The 22,679-nt window shown below is 59.8% G+C and carries 21 protein-coding genes and 2 pseudogenes; 19 read left to right on the forward strand and 4 right to left on the reverse strand.

The features are described 5' to 3' along the window. Positions 1–266 precede the first annotated feature (266 nt). Together V9T28_RS22680 and V9T28_RS22685 are read left to right on the forward strand one after the other, a co-directional pair. Positions 267–671 (forward strand): hypothetical protein, encoded by a 405-nt coding sequence (locus V9T28_RS22680; RefSeq protein WP_116401966.1) that lies wholly within the window; start codon positions 267–269, stop codon positions 669–671. A gap of 100 nt (positions 672–771) precedes the next feature. Then, positions 772–948, forward strand: coding sequence for a hypothetical protein (locus V9T28_RS22685; protein ID WP_158554856.1), 177 nt, complete (start codon positions 772–774; stop codon positions 946–948). 366 nt (positions 949–1,314) lie between these two features. Here the strand turns inward: V9T28_RS22685 and V9T28_RS22690 are convergent, their stop codons facing one another. After that, a complete protein-coding gene (locus V9T28_RS22690; RefSeq protein WP_245424185.1) occupies positions 1,315–1,842 on the reverse strand; it encodes a TetR/AcrR family transcriptional regulator in 528 nt (175 codons plus the stop codon). Positions 1,843–2,062: 220 nt separating this feature from the next. Between V9T28_RS22690 and V9T28_RS22695 the strand changes: the two genes are divergently transcribed. From V9T28_RS22695 to V9T28_RS22725, 7 genes are all read left to right on the forward strand, one after another. Then, on the forward strand, positions 2,063–3,037 hold the full coding sequence (locus tag V9T28_RS22695; protein WP_116401964.1) for an SDR family NAD(P)-dependent oxidoreductase: 975 nt from the start codon (positions 2,063–2,065) through the stop codon (positions 3,035–3,037). Between the two features lie 83 nt (positions 3,038–3,120). Further along, entirely contained in the window at positions 3,121–3,867 is a 747-nt protein-coding gene (locus tag V9T28_RS22700; protein WP_116401963.1) for an SDR family oxidoreductase, read from the forward strand. Between the two features lie 31 nt (positions 3,868–3,898). Next, positions 3,899–4,411 (forward strand): cupin domain-containing protein, encoded by a 513-nt coding sequence (locus V9T28_RS22705; protein ID WP_199500205.1) that lies wholly within the window; start codon positions 3,899–3,901, stop codon positions 4,409–4,411. 125 nt (positions 4,412–4,536) lie between these two features. After that, complete coding sequence (locus V9T28_RS22710) at positions 4,537–5,220, forward strand: hypothetical protein (protein WP_147306480.1); 684 nt, start codon at positions 4,537–4,539, stop codon at positions 5,218–5,220. 135 nt (positions 5,221–5,355) lie between these two features. Then, the gene (locus tag V9T28_RS22715) at positions 5,356–6,102 is read left to right on the forward strand and encodes an SDR family NAD(P)-dependent oxidoreductase (RefSeq protein WP_116401961.1); all 747 of its coding nucleotides are present in this window, start codon (positions 5,356–5,358) and stop codon (positions 6,100–6,102) included. A gap of 422 nt (positions 6,103–6,524) precedes the next feature. Beyond that, on the forward strand, positions 6,525–6,836 hold the full coding sequence (locus V9T28_RS22720; protein WP_199500203.1) for a RidA family protein: 312 nt from the start codon (positions 6,525–6,527) through the stop codon (positions 6,834–6,836). Between the two features lie 64 nt (positions 6,837–6,900). Further along, positions 6,901–8,457, forward strand: a complete 1,557-nt coding sequence (locus V9T28_RS22725) for an ISL3 family transposase (RefSeq protein WP_116401959.1) — start codon at positions 6,901–6,903, stop codon at positions 8,455–8,457. Between the two features lie 186 nt (positions 8,458–8,643). Here V9T28_RS22725 and V9T28_RS22730 read toward each other — a convergent pair whose 3' ends face one another. Continuing rightward, positions 8,644–9,195, reverse strand: coding sequence for a carboxymuconolactone decarboxylase family protein (locus V9T28_RS22730; RefSeq protein ID WP_116401958.1), 552 nt, complete (start codon positions 9,193–9,195; stop codon positions 8,644–8,646). Positions 9,196–9,349: 154 nt separating this feature from the next. Continuing rightward, positions 9,350–10,261, reverse strand: a complete 912-nt coding sequence (locus tag V9T28_RS22735) for a LysR family transcriptional regulator (protein WP_116401957.1) — start codon at positions 10,259–10,261, stop codon at positions 9,350–9,352. A gap of 233 nt (positions 10,262–10,494) precedes the next feature. On the opposite strand from V9T28_RS22735, the gene V9T28_RS22740 reads away from it, so the two are divergent. The 5 genes and pseudogenes from V9T28_RS22740 to V9T28_RS22760 all read left to right on the forward strand — a co-directional run bounded on the left by V9T28_RS22740 (position 10,495) and on the right by V9T28_RS22760 (position 14,862). After that, complete coding sequence (locus V9T28_RS22740; RefSeq protein ID WP_116401956.1) at positions 10,495–11,049, forward strand: winged helix-turn-helix transcriptional regulator; 555 nt, start codon at positions 10,495–10,497, stop codon at positions 11,047–11,049. Continuing rightward, on the forward strand, positions 11,046–12,134 hold the full coding sequence (locus V9T28_RS22745; protein WP_116401955.1) for an HlyD family secretion protein: 1,089 nt from the start codon (positions 11,046–11,048) through the stop codon (positions 12,132–12,134). The genes V9T28_RS22740 and V9T28_RS22745 overlap by 4 nt, the downstream gene beginning before the upstream one ends. A 71-nt stretch (positions 12,135–12,205) precedes the next feature. Next, complete coding sequence (locus V9T28_RS22750; RefSeq protein ID WP_116401954.1) at positions 12,206–13,714, forward strand: MDR family MFS transporter; 1,509 nt, start codon at positions 12,206–12,208, stop codon at positions 13,712–13,714. Between the two features lie 98 nt (positions 13,715–13,812). Continuing rightward, positions 13,813–14,124 (forward strand): annotated as a pseudogene (locus V9T28_RS23420) (IS6 family transposase); the annotation flags it as partial. A 15-nt stretch (positions 14,125–14,139) separates the two neighbouring features. Then, positions 14,140–14,862 carry an IS6 family transposase gene (locus tag V9T28_RS22760; RefSeq protein ID WP_245424196.1) on the forward strand — a complete coding sequence of 241 codons (723 nt, stop codon included), beginning with the start codon at positions 14,140–14,142 and terminating at the stop codon, positions 14,860–14,862. A gap of 202 nt (positions 14,863–15,064) precedes the next feature. On the opposite strand, the gene V9T28_RS22765 is transcribed toward V9T28_RS22760, so the two are convergent. Further along, on the reverse strand, positions 15,065–16,057 hold the full coding sequence (locus V9T28_RS22765; RefSeq protein WP_116401953.1) for a GlxA family transcriptional regulator: 993 nt from the start codon (positions 16,055–16,057) through the stop codon (positions 15,065–15,067). A 263-nt stretch (positions 16,058–16,320) separates the two neighbouring features. On the opposite strand from V9T28_RS22765, the gene V9T28_RS22770 reads away from it, so the two are divergent. From V9T28_RS22770 to V9T28_RS22790, 5 genes and pseudogenes are all read left to right on the forward strand, one after another. After that, on the forward strand, positions 16,321–19,149 hold the full coding sequence (locus V9T28_RS22770; RefSeq protein WP_116401952.1) for a winged helix-turn-helix domain-containing protein: 2,829 nt from the start codon (positions 16,321–16,323) through the stop codon (positions 19,147–19,149). A 322-nt stretch (positions 19,150–19,471) separates the two neighbouring features. Then, positions 19,472–20,302, forward strand: coding sequence for an alpha/beta fold hydrolase (locus V9T28_RS22775; protein ID WP_116401951.1), 831 nt, complete (start codon positions 19,472–19,474; stop codon positions 20,300–20,302). A gap of 251 nt (positions 20,303–20,553) precedes the next feature. Continuing rightward, positions 20,554–21,168 (forward strand): dienelactone hydrolase family protein, encoded by a 615-nt coding sequence (locus V9T28_RS22780; protein WP_245424183.1) that lies wholly within the window; start codon positions 20,554–20,556, stop codon positions 21,166–21,168. 172 nt (positions 21,169–21,340) lie between these two features. After that, a complete protein-coding gene (locus V9T28_RS22785) occupies positions 21,341–21,832 on the forward strand; it encodes a hypothetical protein (RefSeq protein ID WP_158554854.1) in 492 nt (163 codons plus the stop codon). 134 nt (positions 21,833–21,966) lie between these two features. Further along, positions 21,967–22,567: pseudogene (locus tag V9T28_RS22790) on the forward strand (recombinase family protein). The last annotated feature ends 112 nt before the right edge of the window (positions 22,568–22,679 follow it).

Here is a 22,679-nt window from a genome sequence, read left to right on the forward strand (position 1 = left end):
CGTCGTGAACCCATCGCCCATGATCAAATGAAATATCGCTGGCGAAACCTCGTCGAGCGTCTCTTCAACAAGCTCAAGAACTGGCGACGCATCGCTAACCGCTACGACAAAACCAAATCCTACCTCCGCTTCGTCAGCATTGCATCAGCATTGCTCTGGATACCCTTTGTCCACGAGACCTAAGGTATGCCGTTTTGGCGCTGACATTGACGGTCCTTGGGCACCCGCTGCACGCGGCTGACTTCCATTGGCTTGGAACCTGGAGATTGGACCGGGCCCACAGCCAGCTGGTAGGCACGACAATCCGGATCGCCCGTATTCCCACCGGCTATCACTTCGATTTCGGCGCGGCGGCCTTCGATATCGGAGATGACGGACGATTTTATCCCACGGTCTCCGGTCGGACAACGAGCCTCAAGGCAATCAGCGATAATAAATGGAGGCGGATTCATCGCAATAATGGCCGAGAAGTCGATCGCAGCATACTCACCGTTTCGCCCGATCAGCAGACGCTGACCATCGACACAAAAGCGATCCTGCCTGATGGCGGGGAGGAGCGGTCGCAGGATATCCTGCAGCGCGTCGGCGATGGTCGCGGTTTGCCTGGAACGTGGCGTAGCACCAAACCGGGGCTCGACGTTGCCGAGACAATCACGCTGACAGCTCTCTGACGGCCGCATTCGTTGGGCAAGACTCAAAGACGGCAATTTCTTCGAAGTGGTGCCAAATGGGCCACCAGCGATCAACCAAGGTCCGCGAGCCGGTTCGACGGTGAAACTTGCGGTACAGACGGTCTCCCCGACCGAAATGGGATGGACCGAAACGGTTGACGACAAGCCCTTTATGTATGGCATCGACATCTTGGCCGGTGATGGAAGTCTGATCGAGACAAGCTGGACCGCGCAGTTTCCGGCTGAACAGCAAAAGGCCGTCTATCGACCTCAATGAATGGTGGCGCGCGAATGCTTGGCCGATATCTGACATGCAGGCCCTTAGCGGAGCGCGCGCTGCAATCGATCAACGTTGCGGCAGCTTGTCGGCGGCCTGCAGGTCGGCTTCGTTCACGGGCGAGAGGATGCGCGACGGCTGCTGGGTAGTTTGTTGTGCATCTGCGCGTGTGAAGCAACGGGCTGCGGAGCGTAGCCATCGGCTGGTTGACGGAGTGGGAGGCTGTCGTCCGCGACCAAGGCGGATTTCCACCCCGGCGTCGATCGCGTCCTGATTCTTGGAACTGCTGGGGACGACGGCTCGCAACGCCTGCTTCTTGCGACTGGTCGAGAGGATTATTTGCTCCAACCTTCACGCCATCCAGCATCAAACTTCTGGCGATGCCTTTCCACGCTGCGGCAGGAGCACCAACTCGGCCGCTTCTTCGGCGTCTTTCAGGAGCGTCCTGCGTGGCGCGCCTAACTGCGCATGCATTGTCAGACCGCGGGCAAGGTCGATGACCTGGCGCGCGCGCGTGGTGATAGGAAAGTCAGATGGGATTTCTCCCGCGCTGATCCCGTCTCGGAAGCGGCGTTCCACGAGCGCAACGCCGCCTGCGGCGGCATCCTTCAGAAACTGCCTGACCTCAGCGTCGTCCACGAGCGGCGCGACGCACACCATCAGGCATCCTCGGACCGACCCTTCCTCGGTCGCAACTTCGACGGCGTGCCTCAGGAAGCCGGCGATCCCGTCGCGAAGAGCCGGTGGCGCAAAGAGCGCCTTCGCCGCGCCGGCGCCTTTTCGCTCTGCATATGTCCGGAGGACGCGCAGGAAGAGCGTCCGCTTGTCCCCGAAGACGGAATACAGGCTTTGCCGCCCCACACCCATGCCAGCGATGAGATCGTCGATCGCCACACCGTCGTAGCTTCTCGACCAGAAGATCCGCGTCGCTTTGTCCAGCGCCTCACTCTCGTCGAAGGTCCGGGGGCGCCCACGACCCCTGCTCGAATTTCTTAGCATCTGGTCCAAAAATCCTTGACCATGTGTTCTATCCCAATATATAAAAAATCAGTCCAAAAATAGCAAGCTGGCTCGTGGCCTCACGATCCGACCTTCTCTCACGGCGGAACCAAATATGAGACATTCAATCGCTCTGGTCACCGGCGCTACGTCCGGGCTCGGTTATGCCGCAGCTCGCTTGCTCGCCGATGGGGGATGGCAGGAGGTCATCGTAACGGGGCGCAGCCTGGCCAAGACCAAGGAAACTGACGCCCAGCTTGCCGACGAGACCAAGAAGCGGATCTTCACGCCGCTCGAGCTTGATCTGAACAGTGCCGCCAGCGCCAAGTCTGCGATCGCCGAGCTGGTCAAGCGCGGTCGGCCGATCGATTTCCTGCTGCTCAATGCCGGATTGGTCCCGACCAAGAAGCGCGTGATCACTGCGGAGGGCGTTGAAGCCTCCCAGGCCCCGCTTATCGGCCATCATGAACTGACCGTTGGGCTGCTCAAGGCCAACCTGCTGGGCCCCGAGGCGCGGATTGTCATCGCCAGCGCGGAGCCTGCTCGCGGGGGTGTGCCCATGTTCAAATATACCGACCTGCCGGCGTTCGCAGCCAAATACTACGGGGGCGACCAAACCGCGGCTGCTGAAGCCCTCATTCGCAGCGGACCAAACGTGAAGTACTCGCCTAACACTGCGTATGCCGATGCGAAGCTCATGATCGCCTGGTGGGCCGAGGCGCTGGCGCGCCGGCTGCCGTCCGGTATGGCCGTCTACGCTGTCTCGCCCGGCGCGTCGAACGCCACCAACGTCGCGCGAAACGCGGGCCCGTTGTTGAAGTATCTGATGATTCCGATCGTGAACCTCATTCCCGGCATGAATCAGACGCCGGAGGTTGCGGCCAGTCGCTACATCGAGGCGTCGGAGTTCGGGACCGACGTCTCAGGGCAATTCTTCGCCTCGGCCAAAGGGAAGTTCTCTGGCCCGATGGAGCTTCAGCGAGAGCCACACCTCCACGTTCGCGCCAGCCAGGAAGCCGCATGGCACGCCGTCGTCAAGGTCTCCGGCGCCGACCTGTCTCACCCGGCATCTTTGAGCGCGGTGTCCTAACACCTGACCGCCGTCGCGTCGCAGAAATATCATCCGAAATTGTCCAAAAACCACAGGCGCGATGGCGTCCAAGGAGAATGTGAATGGCACCGTATCAAGATAAGAATGTGGTGATCCTCGGCGGCACCAGCGGCATGGGCCTCGCGACGGCGAAGAAGCTCCTCGATGGCGGCGCGCGCGTTCTGGTGACAGGCCGCTCGCAAGCCGGCCTGGACTCGGCCAAGCAGGAGCTTGGAAGTGACGTCCTCGTGGTTTCGAGCGACGCGCGGTCGTTGACCGATATCGACGCGCTCGCCGCTCAGGTGAAGGCCGAGTTCGACACGATCGACCTGCTTTTCGTCAACGCGGGGTTCAGTATCCCAGCGCCACTCGCGAACGTCACCGAGGCCATCTACGACGAGATGTTCAGCCTCAACGCCAAGGGGCCGTTCTTCGCGGTGCAGAAGTTCGCGCCGCTCATCAACCGGGGCGGCTCCGTCGTCCTCACGACTTCGGTCGCCAACGTCAAGGGACTGCCTGGGCAAGCCACCTATGGGGCTGCCAAGGCCGCGCTGCGATCCCTGGCTCGGACGCTCGCAACCGAGCTGCTTCCCCAGGGCATCCGCGTCAACGCCGTGTCGCCCGGTCCCATCGCCACGCCGATCCTCGACAAAGTGTTTCCCGATAAGAACATGGCCGCCCAGGTCCGGGAGAAGATGACCGGTATGATCCCGATGAAGCGTTTCGGCACCTCGGAGGAGATCGCGAAGGCCGTCCTCTTCCTCGCCTTCGACGCGACCTTCACGACCGGCCTTGAGATTCCGGTCGATGGCGGCTGGTCGCAACTCTGAGGGGGCGGGTGAAATGAAGATGAGACGAATTGTGAGCGCCGAGACCAAGTCTGGTGTCGTCATGCAAGTGGACGATCTTCTCGACACCGAAACCGCCGATCGGGTCACGAATATATGGGGATTCGACAAGATTCCCCAACTGCCCCTTACGCCTGAGCAAGTTCTCGGTGAATACAAGCGGCTTGGGATCTTCGGGCCAAAGGATTCGGTTCGCGTCGATCTCCAGGTCGTTCCCCCTGAGAAAGCGGGCGAGACGGATCTCGGGGCCTTGATGGCCAAGATCGATTTCGGCATCGGCGGGGGTATGACCCCTAGTGAGCTCGGCGGTGCGATGCACCGGACCGACACCGTCGACCTCGCGGTGGTACTCAAGGGCGAAGTGGAGATCGCCTATCCAGGAGAAGACGGCCAGATGCGCTCGGTCACGGCCAAGGAGGGCGACTTCTTCGTTCAGAACGGAGCCTTCCACGAATTCCACAACCGCTCGGACGACCCATGCGTGATCCTCATGTTCGTCTTCGGGGCCGAGAGGCAGGCAGCCTGATCAACAAGGCCCATCAAGTGCGGCCGACCTGCCCCCACCGAAGAAGGAAACAGGATGTCTCTTTTGAACACCCCGGTTGCACTTGTCGCGGGGGCGGCAACGGCATGAACGTTCCTGTTATTGTCATGGACGGCGTGACGAAGCTTCCTCTTGAAGCTAACGGTGGCGTCGTCCTTGGCGGGTCGAACGCAACGACATACGCGGCGTATTTCTCGGCAAAGGCTGGCGCTCGCGCTGCTATTCATCATGACTGCGGCATTGGTCGAGATGAGGTGGGCGTCAGAGGTCTGCCCTGGGCGGAGCAACATTGCATGGCCATGGCGGCCGTCGCAGCCGACAGCGCCCGGGTCGGCGACGCCGCAGACATGCTCAATCGCGGTATCATCAGTCGCGCCAACAAACTTGCAGCTGCATGTGGTGTCGAGAACGGGCAGACCGTCGCGCAAGCCGTGGAATGTCTGAAATCCGCGCCCTGGCCCCACGACACAAACATGGAGGCGCCGGTTGAGCGACGCACCTTCGTTCACGGCGTCCTCTGCATAGGCTCCATCTCACTCGGCACTCCGGAAGACGCAGGTCCGGTCGTCGCGAGCGGCAGTCATGGCGGCGCAACGGCCGCGCCAATGACAAGGGCGTTCAGGCCACGTCTCGTCTTCTTCAATGACGCCGGTATTGGCGCCGATCGCGCGGGCGTCGCCAGCCTTCCTATTCTCGATTCCGAAGGGATCGCCGCCGCGACGGTCGCCGCGGTATCGGCGTGTATCGGCGACGGCAAGTCGACGCTGACCCAGGGCATTTCTTGGCCGTGAATGAAACAGCGCACCGATTGGGCGTCAGGGTCAGGGAGACGGCCCTAAGCGCAGCGCGCACCGTGGCGGAGAGACCCGAGTAGTAAAGAACCGTCAAACAACTGCTAGCTCTGCACCCAAAATATAGGAAGCAACATGTCTTTGTTGAAAAACAAGATCGCCATCGTCACCGGCGGCAGCAGCGGCATCGGCCTCGCGACCGCCAAAAGGTTCGTTGAAGAGGGCGCCTATGTGTTCATCGGCGGGCGACGGCAGGCCGAGATCGACAAGGCCGTCGCCGAGATCGGCGAGAACATCACCGGCGTAAAGACGGACATCTCAAAGCTCGATGACCTCGACCGCCTTTATGAGACCGTCGCACGGAAGGGCAAGATCGACGTGCTCTTTGCGGGCGCGGCCTTCGTCGAAAAGACGATGACCGCCACGGCGACGCCCGAGCATTTTGACAAGACCTTCAATACCAATGCCCGCGGCACCTATTTCACAGTTCAAAAGGCGCTGCCTTACTTGAACGACGGTGCGTCGATCATCCTCGTGGCGGCGGCCGGGAAGAACAAAGGTCTCCCCGGCCGCAGCGCCTACAGCGCCACCAAGGCGGCGATCCGGTCGTTTGCGCGGACCTGGACCAGCGAGCTTAAGGATCGAGGAATCAGGACCAACGTGTTGAGCCCGGGCGCGGTCGATACGCCCATGTTCGACGGTCAGTTCCCGTCCGGAGAGGGCGCGGCCGAAGCCCGGAAGCAGATCGTCGCTATGACCCCTTTGGGACGCTTGGCGTATCCCGATGAGATCGCCTGCGCGGCTTTGTTCCTCGCCTCGGACCTCAGCAGCTACGTCGCCGGCATCGACCTTCCCGTCGATGGCGGCCTGACCGCCATTTAACCCGAAGGATTTAGCCCAGCGCCGATCGTCATTTCCGAGGAGCCTCTGATGACACACACAGCGAATTCCGGGGTCCGGAGCCGGGGAAATTTCGGCGCGCCCTCGCGGCCGCCTGGACTTTCCTTCAGGCGATGGAGTCCACCAGCTTCGACTATACGCTCGACCGCATCGAGCGCCTGGAGCGGGAGGTCGCACGACTGAAGGAGGAGCTGCGCCAAAGCTGAAATCCGGAGGCGGGCGATGCCCGCAACGCTAGCGCGGCATTGCCCGACCGTTGAAAACGGGGGCCGCACCATGCCGGTATGTGAAAAGGACGACGATATGACCCAGCGCGAAGTCGTGTTTCCTGCCGACCGACCGCGCGCATTCCGTCGCGCACATCGACGTCGGTGAGCCGCCACAACCCGCCGACAATGTGGAATATGGCCTCAGGCAAGTTCTCGCAAATTAGTGTCGCGGAACAGGGTCGCCTCGCCTTTCTGTCAGGCCAGATCGCAGCGGCGCCTGGCAGTCAGGACACGCCCAAAGACATCGTTGGCCAAGCAAAGCTTGCGACCGCTAGCCTCACCGTGGCACTCGAACATCTGGAGGCGTCAGCGCAAGACATTGTCATGATGCGCGTTTACGTCGTTAACGCGACCACGGAAGCGTTCCAGCAGGTCCTAACCGCCCTACGTGAATTGCTCGGAGACGCCATGCCCAGCACGACGACGATTGGCGTTCAGGCACTCTAGGCTCTGACTCAGAATTGCTGCTGTTGCGGGGGAAGCTTTGGCTGATGCATCGGAGGATCACCATATGCAGCATCGATTCCAGCGCGCGAGCCTTGCCCCTGACGGCCTCGCAGTGGATGAAGTGAAGATCGTCGCGAACAGCGTTCAAATTCGACTGCGATCGCGCCTTCGCTCGGGAAGTTGTCCGGACTGCGGGCGGCCAAGCCAGAGAGTTCAAAGTAGATATGTGCGCCGACCTGCGGACCTTCCACTCGGCGGCCGGCGAGTGGAATTGACAGTCTTGGCTCGTCGGTTCTGGTGCGATGCAGTTCTGTGCGGTCGGCGCATCTTCTGCGAACAGTTCGGCGACGGCGTGTTGGCTCGCTATGGCCGGCGCACCCAACGGCTGGAGACAATCGTCCACCACCTCGGTTTGGCACTCGGTGGCAGACCAGCCGCAGCCTTCGCCAATCGTCTGATGATGCCGGTGAGTAACGACACGCTCTTGCGGGTGGTTCGCCGTCATATTGCTGATCAGAGCGATGAGTTCACCGTCATAGGCATTGATGATTTTGCTTTCAAGCGTGGCCAAACCTATGGAACAATCGTGTGCGACCTGGAGCGACGGAGGCCAGTCACCCTTTTGCCGGATCGCGCGTTGGATACGTCTCGGGCATGGCTTGCCGAACATCAGCCGATATCGATCGTCGCTTGCGATCGGGGCGGTGGCTATGGTGAGGCCATCGCGAAGGCCTTGCCTGACGCCGAGCAACTCGCCGACCGCTGGCACCTGATGGAGAACTCCAGTCGGGCATTTCTCGATGCGGTTGGCAAGTCGATGCGCCAGATCAGGCAGGCGGTCGGTAGCAATGTCGTTGATCCCAAGCTTCTAACTTACGCGGAACGGCTACAGTACGAAGGATATCTGCGTCGCCAGGAAACGAATGAGGCGATCCGGGAGCTCTCGAAGACAGGAACCTCAGTTCGGCAGATTGTCCGGCAAACCGGCCATAGCCGGAAGCTTGTGCGCGATGTCCTGCGGGGGCAGCGTCTCGATGTGTTCCGAACACAGCCCAGCTCTCTGGATAGTTGGCTGCCCTGGCTCAACAGCCGCTGGGAGGAAGGCGCAAGGAATGCCTTGGAACTGTGGCGCGAGATGAGAGCGAAGCGTTTTCCCGGACAGAGCGGCGTCATCTCGCAATGGGCTCAACGGCGACGGCTCGCCGAGAAAGCCAACCAGAGTGGGCTCGCGCGAACGCCGTCGGCGAGGGTTATCTCCAGGCTGATGACCACCGCACGGGATGGCCTGGCAAAATCCGAGGCGATTCTGGTGGCTGCAATTGAAGTGAGCGTCCCGGAGCTGGTTGTCGCGCGCAAGGCCATTGGTGACTTCCAATCCATGATTCGTTCGAAGACAGCACATAGGCTCTATAGCTGGCTTGAGGCCGCCAGGAACAGTCTGGTCGGATCCTTTGCCGGTGGTGTTGAGAAGGACATCGACGCGGTGAGAAACGCAATCATCTCACCTTGGTCAAATGGACAGACGGAAGGCCAGATCACGCGCCTGAAGCTCATCAAGCGCCAGATGTACGGACGCGCAAAACTCGATCTTCCGCAGGCGCGTTTGATCGGCGCGAGCTAGGAGTTCCACATCAGCAAATCTGCGTCAGAGCCCCTTTTGGATGAAAATCCGGGGTCCCGTTTCGATGAAAATTGACACCTCGCGCGTTACGTCGGCACGCGATGGACGTTTTGGATCTCGATTGCGGGCAAGCGGGACGGGCCTGCGGCAGGCAGGCCGGGCGCGGACGCCCGGCCTATCCACGCATCAGGCGGCCTTCTTGGTCTGAAGCGCCGGGAAAGCCGAGTCGATCTCGGTCTTGAACGTGTTGTTGAAGATGTTGGTGATGAAGCTGAACGCGGTTTCGGCAACGATATCGACGATCTCGGCATCACTGAAGCCGGCGGCGCGAACGGCCTCGACGTCGGCGGTCTCGATGTGGCCGCGCCCCTTGGCGACCTTGTAGGCGAACTGGAGCGCTGCGTCGGCCTTGGGGTCGGTCGAGTGACCCTCGCGGTTCAGCTCCATGTCTTCGGCGCTTAGGCCCTGGAGCTTGCCGCCGAGATAGGTGTGCGCCGACAGGCAGTAGTTGCAGCCGTTGACCTCGGCGGTCATCACGTGGATGCGCTCGCGGGTCTTGTGACCCAGGCTCTTGCCGAGCGTAGCGTGCATGTCGGCGATCGCCTTCAGAGCGTCCGGCGACTGCGAAATCATTGCGAAGAAGTTAGGGACCAGGCCGAGGACCTGCACATAGTTGCGCAGGATGGGCTGGGATTTGGCAGGTGCTTCTTCGATCGTGAGGATGGCGATGCGGGCCATTGTCTTTCTCCTTTGAGCGGGGCCACCTCGGCTCCGGTGAGAAGAAAATGCGACATTACGCCCGAACTAATAATGCGCTCATTTCGAGATTATTGCTTTCACTGAGTGAAAGTAGGTAGAGCGCCCAATAGGGTGGCCGTTCGGCTCTGAAAGGCTAACCGGCCTTCAGATTCGAAAGCGCTGCGCGGAGCTGGCTGGCGGCCAGGTCAAGGAAGACGCGCATTTTGAGCGGCATCTGACTACGGGCTGCGTGGATCAGATGCACAGGGATCGGATCTACGTCGAAGTCACTGAGCACCTGCACCAGCGTTCCGGCGCGCAGGGCGTCCGCGCAGTGGTAGCGATAGAGCCGGCAGAAACCCGTGTTGCGCAGCGTCGCTTGCAAAGCGGCCTCGGCCGAGGTGACGGACAAGCGAGCGGTGATGTCGACAGTAAAGTCCCGCTTTGCCCGCGGTTCGCGAAAGGTCCAGGTCGTGGTCGCCGGGCCCGCAAAGATCACGCACGGCAGCTTCTCCAAGTCCCTTGGATGCTTGGCGGTGCCGTGGCTGGCCAGCAACTCCGGCGAGGCGCAGACCAGCGTGTCCATTGTCCCGACGCGCGTCGCGATCATGCTGCTGTCCGGCAACGCGCCGAGACGCACTGCCATGTCGACGTGATCGTCATAGAGGTGGAGGTTGCGATCGGAGAGGAGCAGGCGGACGTTGATTTCAGGGAAGGAGCCGAGGAAGTCCGTGACGATCGGCAGGATGTATTTCTGGCCGAACAGAAATGGCGCCGTCAGCACCAACTCGCCCCGCGGGCGATTATATTCACCCGACGCGGTTCGTTCGACCTCATTGATCTGCTCCATGATCCGTTTGACGCCCTCGACGTAACTCGCGCCGGCGTCGGTCAACGTGAGCTTGCGAGTCGAGCGTTGGAGGAGCTTCGTCCCCAAATGCGCCTCAAGGTCGCTGATTTTCCTGCTGACGGTAGGTAGCGGGATGTTCAGCTCTTTTGCGGCGGCAGTCATGCTGCCCTTTTCCACGGCCAGAAGCACGATCGACATCGCTTCGAGGCGATCCACTTATTTCACTGCATGCAATTTCATGGAGCCAGTCTAGTTCTTATTGCGTCTGTCGCAACTATTCCGGTTGGCAGAGCGTCGCCTGCTCCAATCGGTCGCGCACGAGGAACGACAAAATCAACGAAGGCTCAGCCCCTCGCTCGACAACTTGATGGCGGTGTCGAATGACTTGCATAATGAAAGTTATGTGCCTAAAGTGACTATCGTGATGATAGTTACGTTAGGCCAGTTCCATGCAGCGCAAGAGCTTTCAAACGATGCAATGCCCAATCGCCCGCAGCTTGGAGCGGGTGGGCGAGTGGTGGAGTATTCTCATCCTCCGTGACGCCATGCTTGGGCTCACAAGATTCGACGAGTTCCAGAAGAGCCTGGACATCGCGCCGAATATACTGACCCGCCGTCTCGGTGCGTTGGTGGAATCGGGCCTTCTGGAGCGGCGGCGCTACAGCGAGCGGCCTGTGCGCTACGAATATGTGTTGACCGGACGCGGCCGCGACTTCCGCCCGGTGCTTTGGAGCCTGCTCCAATGGGGCAACAAGCATTTCGCCCCGGAAGGTCCGAGCGTCGTCATCGTCGATCGGGCGACGGGCGGCTGGGCCGATCCTGTCCTGGTCGATAGCGCCAGCGGCAAGCGTATGACTTTTCCCGACTTCCAATCGGCCGCGACGCCAGCGGCGAGCTCCCGCATGCGCAAGCGTTACGCCTTTTCGGCGCGCTCCGGCGCTCCTCTGATTGCCTCAGGCAGCGGCGAGGAGGCCGTCCAGCCAAAGGGGGGAGAAATGCTATGAATAAGGCGGTTTCCGAAGCCGAGGTGCAGGCTGGTGCCGTGCCGCTGCCGGCAAAGAAGCGGTCGCGCAAGCCGCTTCTCGTCTTAACCGTCGCTGCCGTTGTCGCGGGCGGAATCTGGTACGGCGATCAGTGGTGGCAGGTCGGCCGCTGGCAGGAGACGACGGACGACGCCTATGTCGGCGGCGATGCGACAGCGCTCTCCCCTCATGTTGCCGGCCACATCGCCGAAGTTTTGGTGGAGGATAATCAGGCCGTCAGTAAGGGGCAACTTCTTGTGCGCATCGATGCCCGTCTGTTTCAGGCTGCCCTCGACCGGGCACAGGCCAACGTTAAGGAACAGCAGGCCACGCTCGACAATCTGAATGCGCGGCTCACCTTGCAGCTTTCCTCGATCAAGCAGGCCGAGGCCGATCTGGTCGCCAAGAAGGCCGAGGCCGTTTTCACCGCCCAGGATGCCAAGCGCTATCTGGCGCTTGCCAGTTCCAACGCGGGTTCGGAGCAAAACGCTCAGAAGGCGGCCGTAGCGGATCAGCAGGCGCAGGCCGCCATCGACGCTTCGGAGGCCGGGCTCGCGGCTGCGAACCAGCAACTGAAAGTGCTTGGAACCCAGATCGAGGAGGCTCAAGCAAATCTTGCTGTGGCGCAGGCCGATCTGGAGACCGCGCGCCTCAATCTTGGCTACACGGAAGTGCGCGCGCCCATCGACGGTTATATTGGCAACCGCGCCGCTCGCGTCGGCGCTTATGTCGCGGATGGCGGCTATCTCCTCACCATCATTCCCTCGAGCGGGTTGTGGATCGACGCCAATTTCAAGGAAGACCAGCTTGAGCGCATGAAGCCGGGCCAGAGCACTATGGTGGTTGCCGATGTCGCACCGGGCCACACGCTGCAAGGCCACGTCGTCAGCGTCGCGCCCGCGACGGGTGCGGTCTTCAGCGTCATCCCGCCCGAGAACGCAACCGGTAATTTCACCAAGATTGTCCAGCGTGTGCCCGTCCGCATCGTGATCGACGGGGCTTCTGCCGCCGGCACCCTAAGACCTGGTCTGTCGACGACAGTCACTGTCGATGTCCGGCCACAGTGAAGGCAGGATCGGCCTTGCCCAATGATGACGCCTCCGCGAGCTGGCTGAGAAGCCTCATTCCCTTTGTGGTCATGTGCGTGGGGATGTTTATCGCACTTCTCGACATCCAGATCGTCGCCTCCTCGCTTCAGGATATCGGCGGCGGCCTGTCGGCGGCACAGGACCAGATCAGTTGGGTGCAGACGGCCTATCTCATCGCTGAAATCATCATGATCCCGCTGTCGGGCTGGCTGACCCGTGTGTTCTCGACGCGCTGGCTGTTCACGGCCTCCGCCGCGGGCTTCACCTTAGCCAGCCTCTTGTGCGGCCTGGCCTGGAATATCGAGAGCATGATCGTGTTCCGGGCCTTGCAGGGCTTGCTCGGCGCCTCGATGATCCCGACCGTATTCACCTCCTCTTTCCACTATTTTCAGGGACCACGGCGCGTCTATTCCGCTGCGGTGATCGGGACGATCGCCTCTGTGGCGCCGACGCTCGGGCCGGTGATCGGCGGCTGGATTACAGACACGCTGAATTGGCATTGGCTGTTCTATGTCAATCTGGTGCCGGGCACCGCCATCACCGTGCTGATCCCGATGATGGTGCGGATCGACGAGCCTAATCTCAAGCTGTTGCGGGAAGCCGATTATCCGGGCATCGGGCTGATGGCAATTTTCCTCGGCACGCTCGAATATGTGCTGGAAGAGGGGACGCGCTGGAACTGGTTCGACGACGAGACGATCCGGATCTGCGCTTGGGTAGCTGGGATTTCCGGCATGTTGTTCGTCATCCGCAGCCTTACCTTCGCGCGTCCGGTTGTCGATTTGCGCGCGCTCACCAACCGCAACTTCCTGCTCGGCTGCATCCTTTCCTTCATCACCGGCATCGGCATCTTTTCGACCATCTATCTGACACCGCTGTTCCTTGGCTATGTTCGCGGCTTCAGCGCCTGGCAGACGGGCGTCGCGATCTTCTCCACCGGCGCAGCTTCCATGATCGGCGTGCCAGCCTGCATCCTTCTCGCCCGCCGTTTCGATACGCGCTGGCTGATGATGGCCGGGCTCGCTTCCTTCGGCGCGGCAATGTGGAGCTACAGTTTCATCACCCATGATTGGGGCGGCGACCAGCTCTTCTTGCCGCAGGTATTGCGCGGCCTGCCGCAGGTCTTCGCCGTAGCGCCGAGCGTGACGCTGGGTCTTGGCAGCCTACCGCCGGAGCGGCTGAAATATGCGAGCGGCCTGTTCAATATGATGCGCAACCTCGGCGGAGCGGTGGGCATCGCGGCCTGCGGCGCCATCCTCAATGTGCGGACCAATTTCCACTTTCTGGCGATCGCTTCGAACCTGACCCCCGCGAACGGCACTATGGGACGGCTGGTCGATACGGTGGCTGAACGCTACCATGCGGCGCCCGGCAGCGTCGAGGCCGGTCATGTCGCAGCCCTCAAGCAATTATGGGCGCTCGCCTATCGCGAAGCCTCGACGATGGCCTATGCCGACGCCTTCCTGGCCATCATGATTGCCTTCGTGGTCGCGACCATGCTGGTGCCCTTCATGCGCAACGTCGCCCCGCCCAAGAAACCACCGGCGGACGCCCATTGACGGATAGATGATGGCGTCAAGGGGACAAGCAGCGCCGGCGGTTTTGTTGCAAAGATTTTGTTTATGCACGGGGCTTACGAGTAAGCGGGATCAATCTCGTGAGGTTTCTCGTGTTCAAAGGCCGACATTTCGATCGTTCCGTGATCCTTCTTTGCGTGCGCTGGTATCTGGCTCACAATCTCAGCCTCCGCGACGCGAAGGAAATGATGACTGAACGCGGGTTGACCATCGACCATTCAACGATCCACCGCTGGATCATCCATTATTCGTTGCGACTTCTCGAGCTGTTCAACCGCCGCAAACGCAAACGCGCCGCGTCCAGAAAGTGGCATGTCGATGAAACCTACATAAAGGTGCGCGGAACATGGATGTATTTGTATCGCGCCATCGACAGCGGGGGATGTCACGTTAACGGGCGAGTAGGGATGGGCATGCCAAGTCGGAACTATGAACATACCGACCGTGAACTACAAGCGAACCGCTTCCCGCCGCAGATCATCGCCCACGCGGTTTGGCTTCATTTCCGTTTCCCTTTGAGCTTGCGCCTGGCCGAGGAAATGCTGTTGGAACGTGGTGTTGTTGTATCCTACGAAACGATCCGGCGCTGGGCTATGAAATTCGGTCCCGATTACGCCCGGCGCGCGCGACGTAACGCACCAAGCCGCCTTGATATCTGGTATCTTGATGAGGTCGTTATCACCATCAATGGCGAGAAACGCTATCTGTGGCAGGCTGTTGACCACGAAGGATACGTGCTCGACGAAATCGTGCAAATCCACCGCAACACCAAGGCTGCTCGGCGATTGCTGACAAGACTGTTGCGAAAGCAGGGATGCGCTCCAAAGCGAATTATAACCGACAAACTCGGTTCCTACGCTGCCGCCAGGCGCGAGCTCATGTCGAAGGTCGAGCATCGCCAACATAAACGCTTAAATAATCGCGCGGAGAACTCCCATGTGCCCATCAGAAGGCGAGAGCGAATGATGCAGGGCTTTCGATCGTGGCCGGGACTGCCACGGTTCGTCTCGACTTTCTCCGCCGTCCGAAATCATTTCGTCCCGTCTCATACTCAACGCTCCGCACTCTCAACCCACCTTCGTCGCCTCTCGGCGATGATGCAGTGGAAATCCGTCACAGGTGCAGCTTGATAATTGATCCCTGCAGTACCGTTGCGTCTAGTCACAAGTTACCGTGACATCGCCATCTGAAGAGGAGGGACTATACAGCCGCTGGAGTGCAGGAGCCGTCCATCCCATCACCTTCACCTGCGACGGCGCACCATCTCAATGTTGGTGTCGGTCGAGCTGAACTCGTCGGTTCCAGATGTCTGAAGATGGCTTTCCATAGGCTCTAGAGCGTTAGGGTCGCCGAACTAGAAGTCGAAAACCTCCGACGATATTCTCCCGGCGACAAGCCGACGATGCGATGAAAAAGCCGCCGGAAAGCGCCAGCATCTTCATATCCCACGGACCAGGCGACCTGATCGATGGACCGTTTCGTAAACTCTAGCAATTCGCGCGCTTTGCCGATCCGCACGTGCTGGCAGTACTCGATTGGTGTGAGGCCCGTCGCCGTCTTGAAGCGGCGGAGGAAGGTCCGCTCCTCCATACCTGCGGACATCGCGATCGCACTGATGATGACTTCGCGCGCGCCTGTGGCCTGTAGCCAATGCTGGACCTTGAGAATGCTTTCGTCACCATGGTTCAGTTGCGGTGCGAAGCTGCTATAGTAGCTCTGTTCACGTCCCGCAGGATCGATCAGCAGAAAGCGGGCGGTTTCGAGCATAATGGTCGGACCGTAGAGGCGATCGACGAGCCGCATCCCAAGATCAGTCCAAGCCATCAGACCTCCGGCCGTGATGATCTCCCCGTCCTCGACAACGATCTTGTCAGCCTCAAGGCGCACATCCGGAAAGCTTTGATGAAAGGCGTCGACGAAAGACCAATGCGTCGTCACCGGCCGGCCCCGAAGCAGGTCGGTAGCCGCCAGTATGAAAACGCCGCCGCAGTTCGCTGCGAGTGTTGCGCCAGCGGCATGAAGTTCACGCAGCCAAAGGGCGTAGGGGGCAGCTTCAACGCGACCCGGGGGCCCCGTCACTCGGCCAGGAACGATCACGATATCTGGCCGACCCTTATGACTTGGATCGCTGTCAAAAGTGCGAGTGAAACGACCCCCTTCCATTGTCCAGTGACTGATCCGCAGTTGGGGACCGCCACGATCCTCGGAGAAGCGGGCGGCGATCTGCAACAGATCGGTCATTCCGTGGACCATAGCCAGCTGACAGTCGGGGTAGAGGAGAATTCCTATCTCCGCTTTGGGCTGCTGGTCTTGATCACGTCGCATCGGTTCCACCGGAGCTGTCGGATTCGGCGCGCAGAAAGTCGGAAGCGCCAATCCCAATCCTGCCCGATGAGATGTAAAGCTTCAATACCCGGTGGAATTGATCCGTCGGATTCCGAAGCCTTCCGGAAGTGGGCATGGCAGCCGCCAGGCGTCAACAATGAACAATAAAAGCCTTCCTTCATGAGCGGCAAATTCATGATGAAGCGACTGTTAATCGTCGGGAATTCCTGAGAATAGGGCAAGGTCCATCAGCGGGGAGCCACGTGACCACATCTTCTGACGAGACACCGAAGGAGGTCAAAGAGGACGGTCGATCCGAATGCTTCGCATTCGGCAGCGTACACCTGGATCCTAGCACTCGCTCGCTCTCGGTCCAAGGAGTCGAGCTCCGGATCAGCGATCGGGCGTTCGACATACTGACCGTGCTGGTCGAGCGAGCGGGAGAGATCATCGACAAGTCGACGTTGTTTGCGGCGGCGTGGCCAAACGCTGTCGTTGAAGAAAGCAATCTACGCGTCCAGATTGCGCATCTCAACAAAGCCCTCAAAGCTGATGGTGATGCACGTCTAATACAAAATATACCTGGTCGAGGTTATCGGTTCGCCGGAGCGGCGCGGCGAATATCCCGATCCCAGATGCCCGATCCAGGCCCAGGTCCCGTGGCTCCCGATACCTCATCGATTATCGGCCGTCACGAGGATCTAGATCGTCTTTCCGCCCTCGTCGTGAAGCACAAATTTATTACGATTACGGGTACCGGTGGAATCGGCAAAACCACTGTCGCCCTTGCATTGCTAAATCGGATTCGAATGCACTATCCTGACGGAGGCTTTCTCATTGACGTTGCGCCTCTGGAACGATCATCGTTGGTAGCGGAGCACGTTGCATCTATTCTGCAGGTTCCAACCGCTGAGGCGCAAGCACTCGAAGGGCTCGTCCGATATCTGAAAGGGCGGAGTGCCCTGCTTGTTCTGGACAACTGCGAGCATGTGATTGAGGCGACTGCGAGGATCGCCGAGACGATCGCAAGTCAAGCGCCGCACGTGCATATTCTTGCCACGAGCCGTGAACCAATGAGAGCACGCGGTGAGTGGGTATTTCCGCTTGCTCCTCTCACGACACCACCACTTTCGAAGGCGATGACGTCTGAAGAAGTGATGCGGTATCCCTCGGCTTTACTGCTTCGAGAGCGTGCCATAGCTGCCGGTTGGAGCTTTGACCTAGTTGACGGAGACGCTTCTTCCGTCGCGGAGGTCTGCATAAAGCTCGATGGTTTGCCCTTGGCATTGGAGCTAGCTGCAGTCAGGGTTCCATCGCTTGGACTGAGGACTGTTGCAGAGCGTCTCGATGATCGATTCGATTTTCTTATCAAAGGGCGTCGGACCGCGGATCACCGGCACCAGACCCTCTCTGCACTCATCGACTGGAGCTACGAGACGCTCGTGGAACCGAGCCGGAAGATCTGGCGGCGCATCGCCTGTTTTGCGGGCAGCTTTTCACTAGACGACGCCGTGCATGTCGCGAGCCTCGAATCCAAGACCGAGGCCTCGGTTCTCGACGCGCTTGACGATCTCGTCGGGAAGTCGCTGCTCATGGTGGAGCAGGTGCCGGGCGTATCACAGCACCGCTTCCGATTGCTCGAGACGATGCGCCTGTACGCATACAGTCGATTGGTCGAAAGCGGCGAGGAACAATCCATACGTCAGCGTCTTGCGGTCTATCTTCTCGAGAAGCTGGGGTCGGTCGGTAGTGACTGGGACGTTGATGAAGTGGCGAACTGGGCACCCCACGTAGCCGACATCCGCAAGGCGCTGGAGTGGGGCTTTTCGCCCACAGGTGATGCCGGAATCGCGATACAGTTAATCGCCAATTCGGCGCCGCTTTGGTTCAAGATGCTGCTCGCCTCGGAACTTAGGGTACATCTTGAGCGCGCCCGCGAGGCCTTGCGCGATCGTTCGGATATTGATGACCTGGTTAGTGCGAAGCTCCACCTTGCTCTGGGGCATGCCATCTTTCACACGCGCGGCCCGCAGGCTTCAGTTGAAGAGACGCTCCGCGCCGGGCTGGCTTCGGCCGCGCATGGGAACCACGTGTCTCAGCAGCTTCAGATCTTATGGTCGCTCTACGGAAACGAGCTCGTCCTGGGAAACTATGAGGGCGTTCAGCGGAACGCCCAGGAATTCTATGAGGTCGCTGCGCGCAACAATGATCCAATGTCGTTTCTGACTGCGCACCGCATGGCCTCACTCGGAAATCATCTTTCGGGCCGATTGAAATCGGCGCTGAAAGAGGCAAGGAATGCGCTACACTCTCCTATGGCAGAAGCGGGCACCGCGAACAGCCGCCGCGACTTCCTTTATCAGCTTAAGCTTTACGACCACGAGGTTGCGTCGAGGACACACTTGGCGCGCACGTTATGGATCTTGGGCAAACCAGATGAAGCGTTTGAGGAATGCCAAGCTGCCACTGAACGCGCTCAGCGGATAGGTCAGACTTTTGCGATCGGCTACTCCTTAGTCTGTGGGACTTGCCCGATTTCCTTTTGGCGAGGTGATCTTGCGTCCGCGTCACGTTATGTCGAGTTGCTAGCAGAGGTGACTGCGGGTGCCGGCATTAACGTATGGCGGATCGGCGGTCATATGTTCGCTAGGGCGCTTGATCAGCTGAATGGTGTCTCAGTGATCAGGGACGGCGACGACAACCTGCCACTTGCGGCGTTTTATGCTGATACGGTGAGCACGCTCGATCCTATGTTGCTCGATGAAACCGCCGCAGCGCGTGCAAACGGGGGAGAAATAACGTGGTGTACCGCCGAGATCTTGCGCGCCATGGGAGAGCGCCTTCTTCTTGAACAGGGCGCTGTCGCTACATCCGCTGCAAGACTCCTCTTCTGGCGGGGCCACGCAATTGCCAGTGTACAGGGCGCGCTTGCCTGGCAACTTCGCTGCGCGACTAGTCTTGCACGATCGTGTGCAGGCGGGCCCATGCATGCTGAGAGCCGACAAATACTCAGCAACGCGTATGATGCCTTCGACCAAGGAATGGATACGCGCGACCTTCGTTTGGCTGCGGAGCTCCTCAACACAGGCTAAATAAACCGGATGCTTCTGCGCAGTCGCCCCTGATTCACACGTTTTCCCGACGATTCACACCCATTTGCCCAAGCATTGTGTAAGGTCTTGATCGCACTTGCGATCCGGGCGTGGAGGACGTGTGACGTCGAGGCCGACCAGCCGGCTCGGCCATGGCCACTTTATCGGGAGGAGGATGGAAATGCCAAGTATCAACCAGTTTCCGGATTGCTCACGCCGGGACGTGATGCTCGCAGGGGCCACCGGCATAGCGGCGCTATGCTTCTCATTCGAAGTTTTAGCGCAAACCACCCCTCAACCCGTCAAACAAGGAGCCGCAGCGATGGACACGATTACCACAAAGGATGGCACAATCATCTTCTTCAAGGATTGGGGGCCGAAGGATGCGCAACCCATCGTGTTCCATCACGGGTGGCCGCTCAGCGGGGACGACTGGGACGCCCAGATGATGTTCTTTCTCGGCCAAGGATATCGCGTGATCGCGCACGATCGGCGCGGTCACGGTCGGTCGACCCAGACCTGGACCGGCAATGAGATGAACACCTACGCCGAAGATGTGGCGGCGCTTGCCGCGGCGCTCAATCTTAAGGGCGCAATCCATGTTGGGCACTCGACGGGCGGTGGGGAGGTCGCGCGTTATGTCGCGAGGGCTGAGCCGGGAAGGGTCTCGAAGGCCGTGCTGATCAGCGCAGTGCCTCCGATCATGGTCAAGAGCCCGAGCAACCCCGGCGGTCTGCCGATTGAGGTGCTTGACGGCTTCCGCAAGGCCTTCGTCGAGAATCGAGCCCAGTTTTTCTATGACGTGCCTGCCGGCCCGTTCTACGGCTTCAACCGTCCCGGCGCGAAGGTCAGCCAAGGCGTTATCTGGAACTGGTGGCGCCAGGGCATGATGGGTGGGGCCAAGGCTCATTACGACTGTATCAAGGCGTTCTCGGAGACCGACTTCACCGAGGATCTGAAGAAGATCGAGGTTCCTACGCTGGTGATGCACGGCGAGGACGATCAGATCGTGCCTTTCGCCGACGCCGGTCCGCTTTCCGCTAAGCTGCTGAAGAAGCCCACGACCAAGTTTTACCCCGGGCTGCCGCATGGTATGTGCACCACACATCCCGACATCATCAACAACGACCTGCTTGCCTTCATCAAGGCATAAACGCCTCCCAAGACTAGCCGGATCGTTCTTACTCCGCGTCGCGAGAGCGAACGATCGTCCAAGCCATCGTTGCTCTCCGGCTGTGGTTCGTTAGCGAGCAGACCTGCGGCCCATAATCGGCCACATCAAAAGAATCTTCGCCCAAGACAACCTATCGGGAGCGCACCATGGAAAATCACTTAGACATCAAGTCTTCGAATGGGACATTCGGCGCCTACATAGCGCGGCCGGTCCAACGACCCGCGCCGGCCGTGGTCGTTCTCCAGGAGCTATTTGGCGTCAACACCGACATCCGCGCGACCTGCGATGAGCTGGCAACTCAAGGTTTCGTCGCAGTTGCGCCCGACCTTTTCTGGCGTCAGGAGCCGGGAGTCGATCTTAGCGTTACGTCCGACACCGATTGGCAACATGGCCTCCGACTCTATCAGGCCTATGACCGAGATGCTGGCGTCGGGGACATCAGGGACACGATTGATGCTGCGGGCAAGCTATCCGACTGCACCGGCAAGGTTGCTGTCCTCGGCTATTGTCTCGGCGCGCTCATGGCTTTTTTGACGGCCGCGCGCCATGGTGGGGTTGATGCCGTTGTCGCCTATCACGGCGGCGACACCGAGAAATATCTCGACGAAACCGGCGGCATTCGTGCGCCACTGCTCATGCATCTGGCAGAGGAAGACGAATACATTTCCAAGCCGGCGCAAGCCGAGATCAAGGCGGCGCTCGCGAGCAAACCGAACGCGACGGTCTACAGCTACCCGGGTCAGAACCACGCCTTTTCGCGACACAATGGAAGACACTATAACGCTGCGGCAGCGGCGCTTGCACACAATCGGACATACGAGTTCCTGCACCAAAAACTGCAGTAAGCCTCGACCGCTTCGGTCGCCAAATCGTGATCGGGGCGGCTTCTCCGTCTGCTGACACGGCGTTGTCAGTTGGCGGGCCCCAACAATACTCACTCTGGCCAAGCTTACCATGCCGCTGTCGTCAAGTCTTATAGCGGTCATCAGCCTAGCGCTCCAGGGCGCCGCCGTCCTAATGGGCGGTATCAGCGCTTACTACATCTGGCGTCAACTGACAGAGGTAGCGCTGTCAGGACAGGCAAACGTGAGCGAGCGGCTGGCCTCGCAGAGCTTCGAAATCTTGAAATGCATCGCCGATGATCCACGGCTCTATGAGTATTTCAATGAGAACAAGCCGCTCTCGGAGGACAGTCCGGAACGGGCCAAAGTGCTTTGTTGCGCCGAAATAGTGACCAATTTCCTGGAACACATTGTTCTCCAACGCCCTAGCCTGCCAAGGGCATCAAAAGAAGCGTGGATGCTCTACGTGCGCGATCATTACTTTGCGAGCATTGTTGTGAGGGAATTCGTGGGTCGGCATCGCGAGTGGTACGCGGATATATTTCTAGAGTTTATCGATCCGGATCAGACCGGCGCCTCAAGTCGCGACGAGCCTTCGACCAGACGGATGCCATGTTCCTCTGCGCACGCAATATCTGGTCACGACAGGAGCGGCTTCGGCCCGTAAAGAAATTGTGATTTCCTCCTCGGTAAGAAAGCGTTCGTTTACGGACAGGGCGAAATGCCCTGTCCACAAATTACCTTGACGGATTTCCGAACATAGCGAACATTTCGGACGGCCTATTGGGACGAAAAATGCCCATGCCACGCGCCTTCGCCTATGTCCGTGTCTCCACGACCGGGCAAACCACCGAGAACCAAGTTCAGGAGATCGAAGCTGCCGGTTTCCAAGTCGAAACCCGGCGGATCATCGCTGAGGCGGTCTCCGGAAGTACCGCCATTGCGCAGCGCCGGGGGCTTCTCCCGGCTCCTGGAGAAGCTGGAGTCCGGGGATGTTTTGATCGTCACCAAACTTGATCGCCTCGGCCGTGACGCGATTGACGTCAGCGCCACAGTCAAGATGTTGGCCGAAATACAGGTGCGGGTCTATTGCCTCGCGCTCGGTGGAGCCGATCTCACCAGTTCAGCCGGCAAGATGACAATGAACGTGCTCGATGCCGTCGCACAATTCGAGCGGGATTTGCTGATCGAACGGACGCAATCCAGCCTTAAGCGCGTCAAGTCGGAAGGCTGGGCGCTCGGGCGCCCGTTTGCCCTGACCGAAAAACAGAAGTAGGACGTGCGCGACGACCTGGCGACCGGAATGAGCATCTCGGCGATTGCCAGGAAGCTCCAAACCGGCCGGCAGCCAATCATGCGTGTGCGGGACGAAGGTTCACGCTCCATAGGGCCTCAGGTGTAGGATTACGAAGGCACTCTTGTTCCACCCGCCACAATGAAACGGCAGCGCCATTATTAGTTGCCAAAAGCGTGACTGGACTGGACTGTGTCTTGGAGGCGGCCCGTCACTTTTC

This window comes from Methylovirgula sp. 4M-Z18 (assembly GCF_037890675.1).
Lineage (GTDB): Bacteria > Pseudomonadota > Alphaproteobacteria > Rhizobiales > Beijerinckiaceae > 4M-Z18.

Excerpts from the sequence above, each read along its gene's own strand:
- V9T28_RS22695 (WP_116401964.1), top strand. The coding sequence starts at position 2,063 with ATGAGACATTCAATCGCTCTGGTCACCGGCGCTACGTCCGGGCTCGGT.
- V9T28_RS22700 (WP_116401963.1), top strand. The coding sequence starts at position 3,121 with ATGGCACCGTATCAAGATAAGAATGTGGTGATCCTCGGCGGCACCAGC.
- V9T28_RS22710 (WP_147306480.1), top strand. The coding sequence starts at position 4,537 with ATGGACGGCGTGACGAAGCTTCCTCTTGAAGCTAACGGTGGCGTCGTC.
- V9T28_RS22715 (WP_116401961.1), top strand. The coding sequence starts at position 5,356 with ATGTCTTTGTTGAAAAACAAGATCGCCATCGTCACCGGCGGCAGCAGC.
- V9T28_RS22720 (WP_199500203.1), top strand. The coding sequence starts at position 6,525 with ATGGCCTCAGGCAAGTTCTCGCAAATTAGTGTCGCGGAACAGGGTCGC.
- V9T28_RS22725 (WP_116401959.1), top strand. The coding sequence starts at position 6,901 with ATGCAGCATCGATTCCAGCGCGCGAGCCTTGCCCCTGACGGCCTCGCA.
- V9T28_RS22730 (WP_116401958.1), bottom strand. The coding sequence starts at position 9,195 with ATGGCCCGCATCGCCATCCTCACGATCGAAGAAGCACCTGCCAAATCC.
- V9T28_RS22740 (WP_116401956.1), top strand. The coding sequence starts at position 10,495 with ATGCAGCGCAAGAGCTTTCAAACGATGCAATGCCCAATCGCCCGCAGC.
- V9T28_RS22745 (WP_116401955.1), top strand. The coding sequence starts at position 11,046 with ATGAATAAGGCGGTTTCCGAAGCCGAGGTGCAGGCTGGTGCCGTGCCG.
- V9T28_RS22750 (WP_116401954.1), top strand. The coding sequence starts at position 12,206 with ATGTGCGTGGGGATGTTTATCGCACTTCTCGACATCCAGATCGTCGCC.
- V9T28_RS22760 (WP_245424196.1), top strand. The coding sequence starts at position 14,140 with ATGGGCATGCCAAGTCGGAACTATGAACATACCGACCGTGAACTACAA.
- V9T28_RS22765 (WP_116401953.1), bottom strand. The coding sequence starts at position 16,057 with ATGCGACGTGATCAAGACCAGCAGCCCAAAGCGGAGATAGGAATTCTC.
- V9T28_RS22775 (WP_116401951.1), top strand. The coding sequence starts at position 19,472 with ATGGACACGATTACCACAAAGGATGGCACAATCATCTTCTTCAAGGAT.
- V9T28_RS22785 (WP_158554854.1), top strand. The coding sequence starts at position 21,341 with ATGGGCGGTATCAGCGCTTACTACATCTGGCGTCAACTGACAGAGGTA.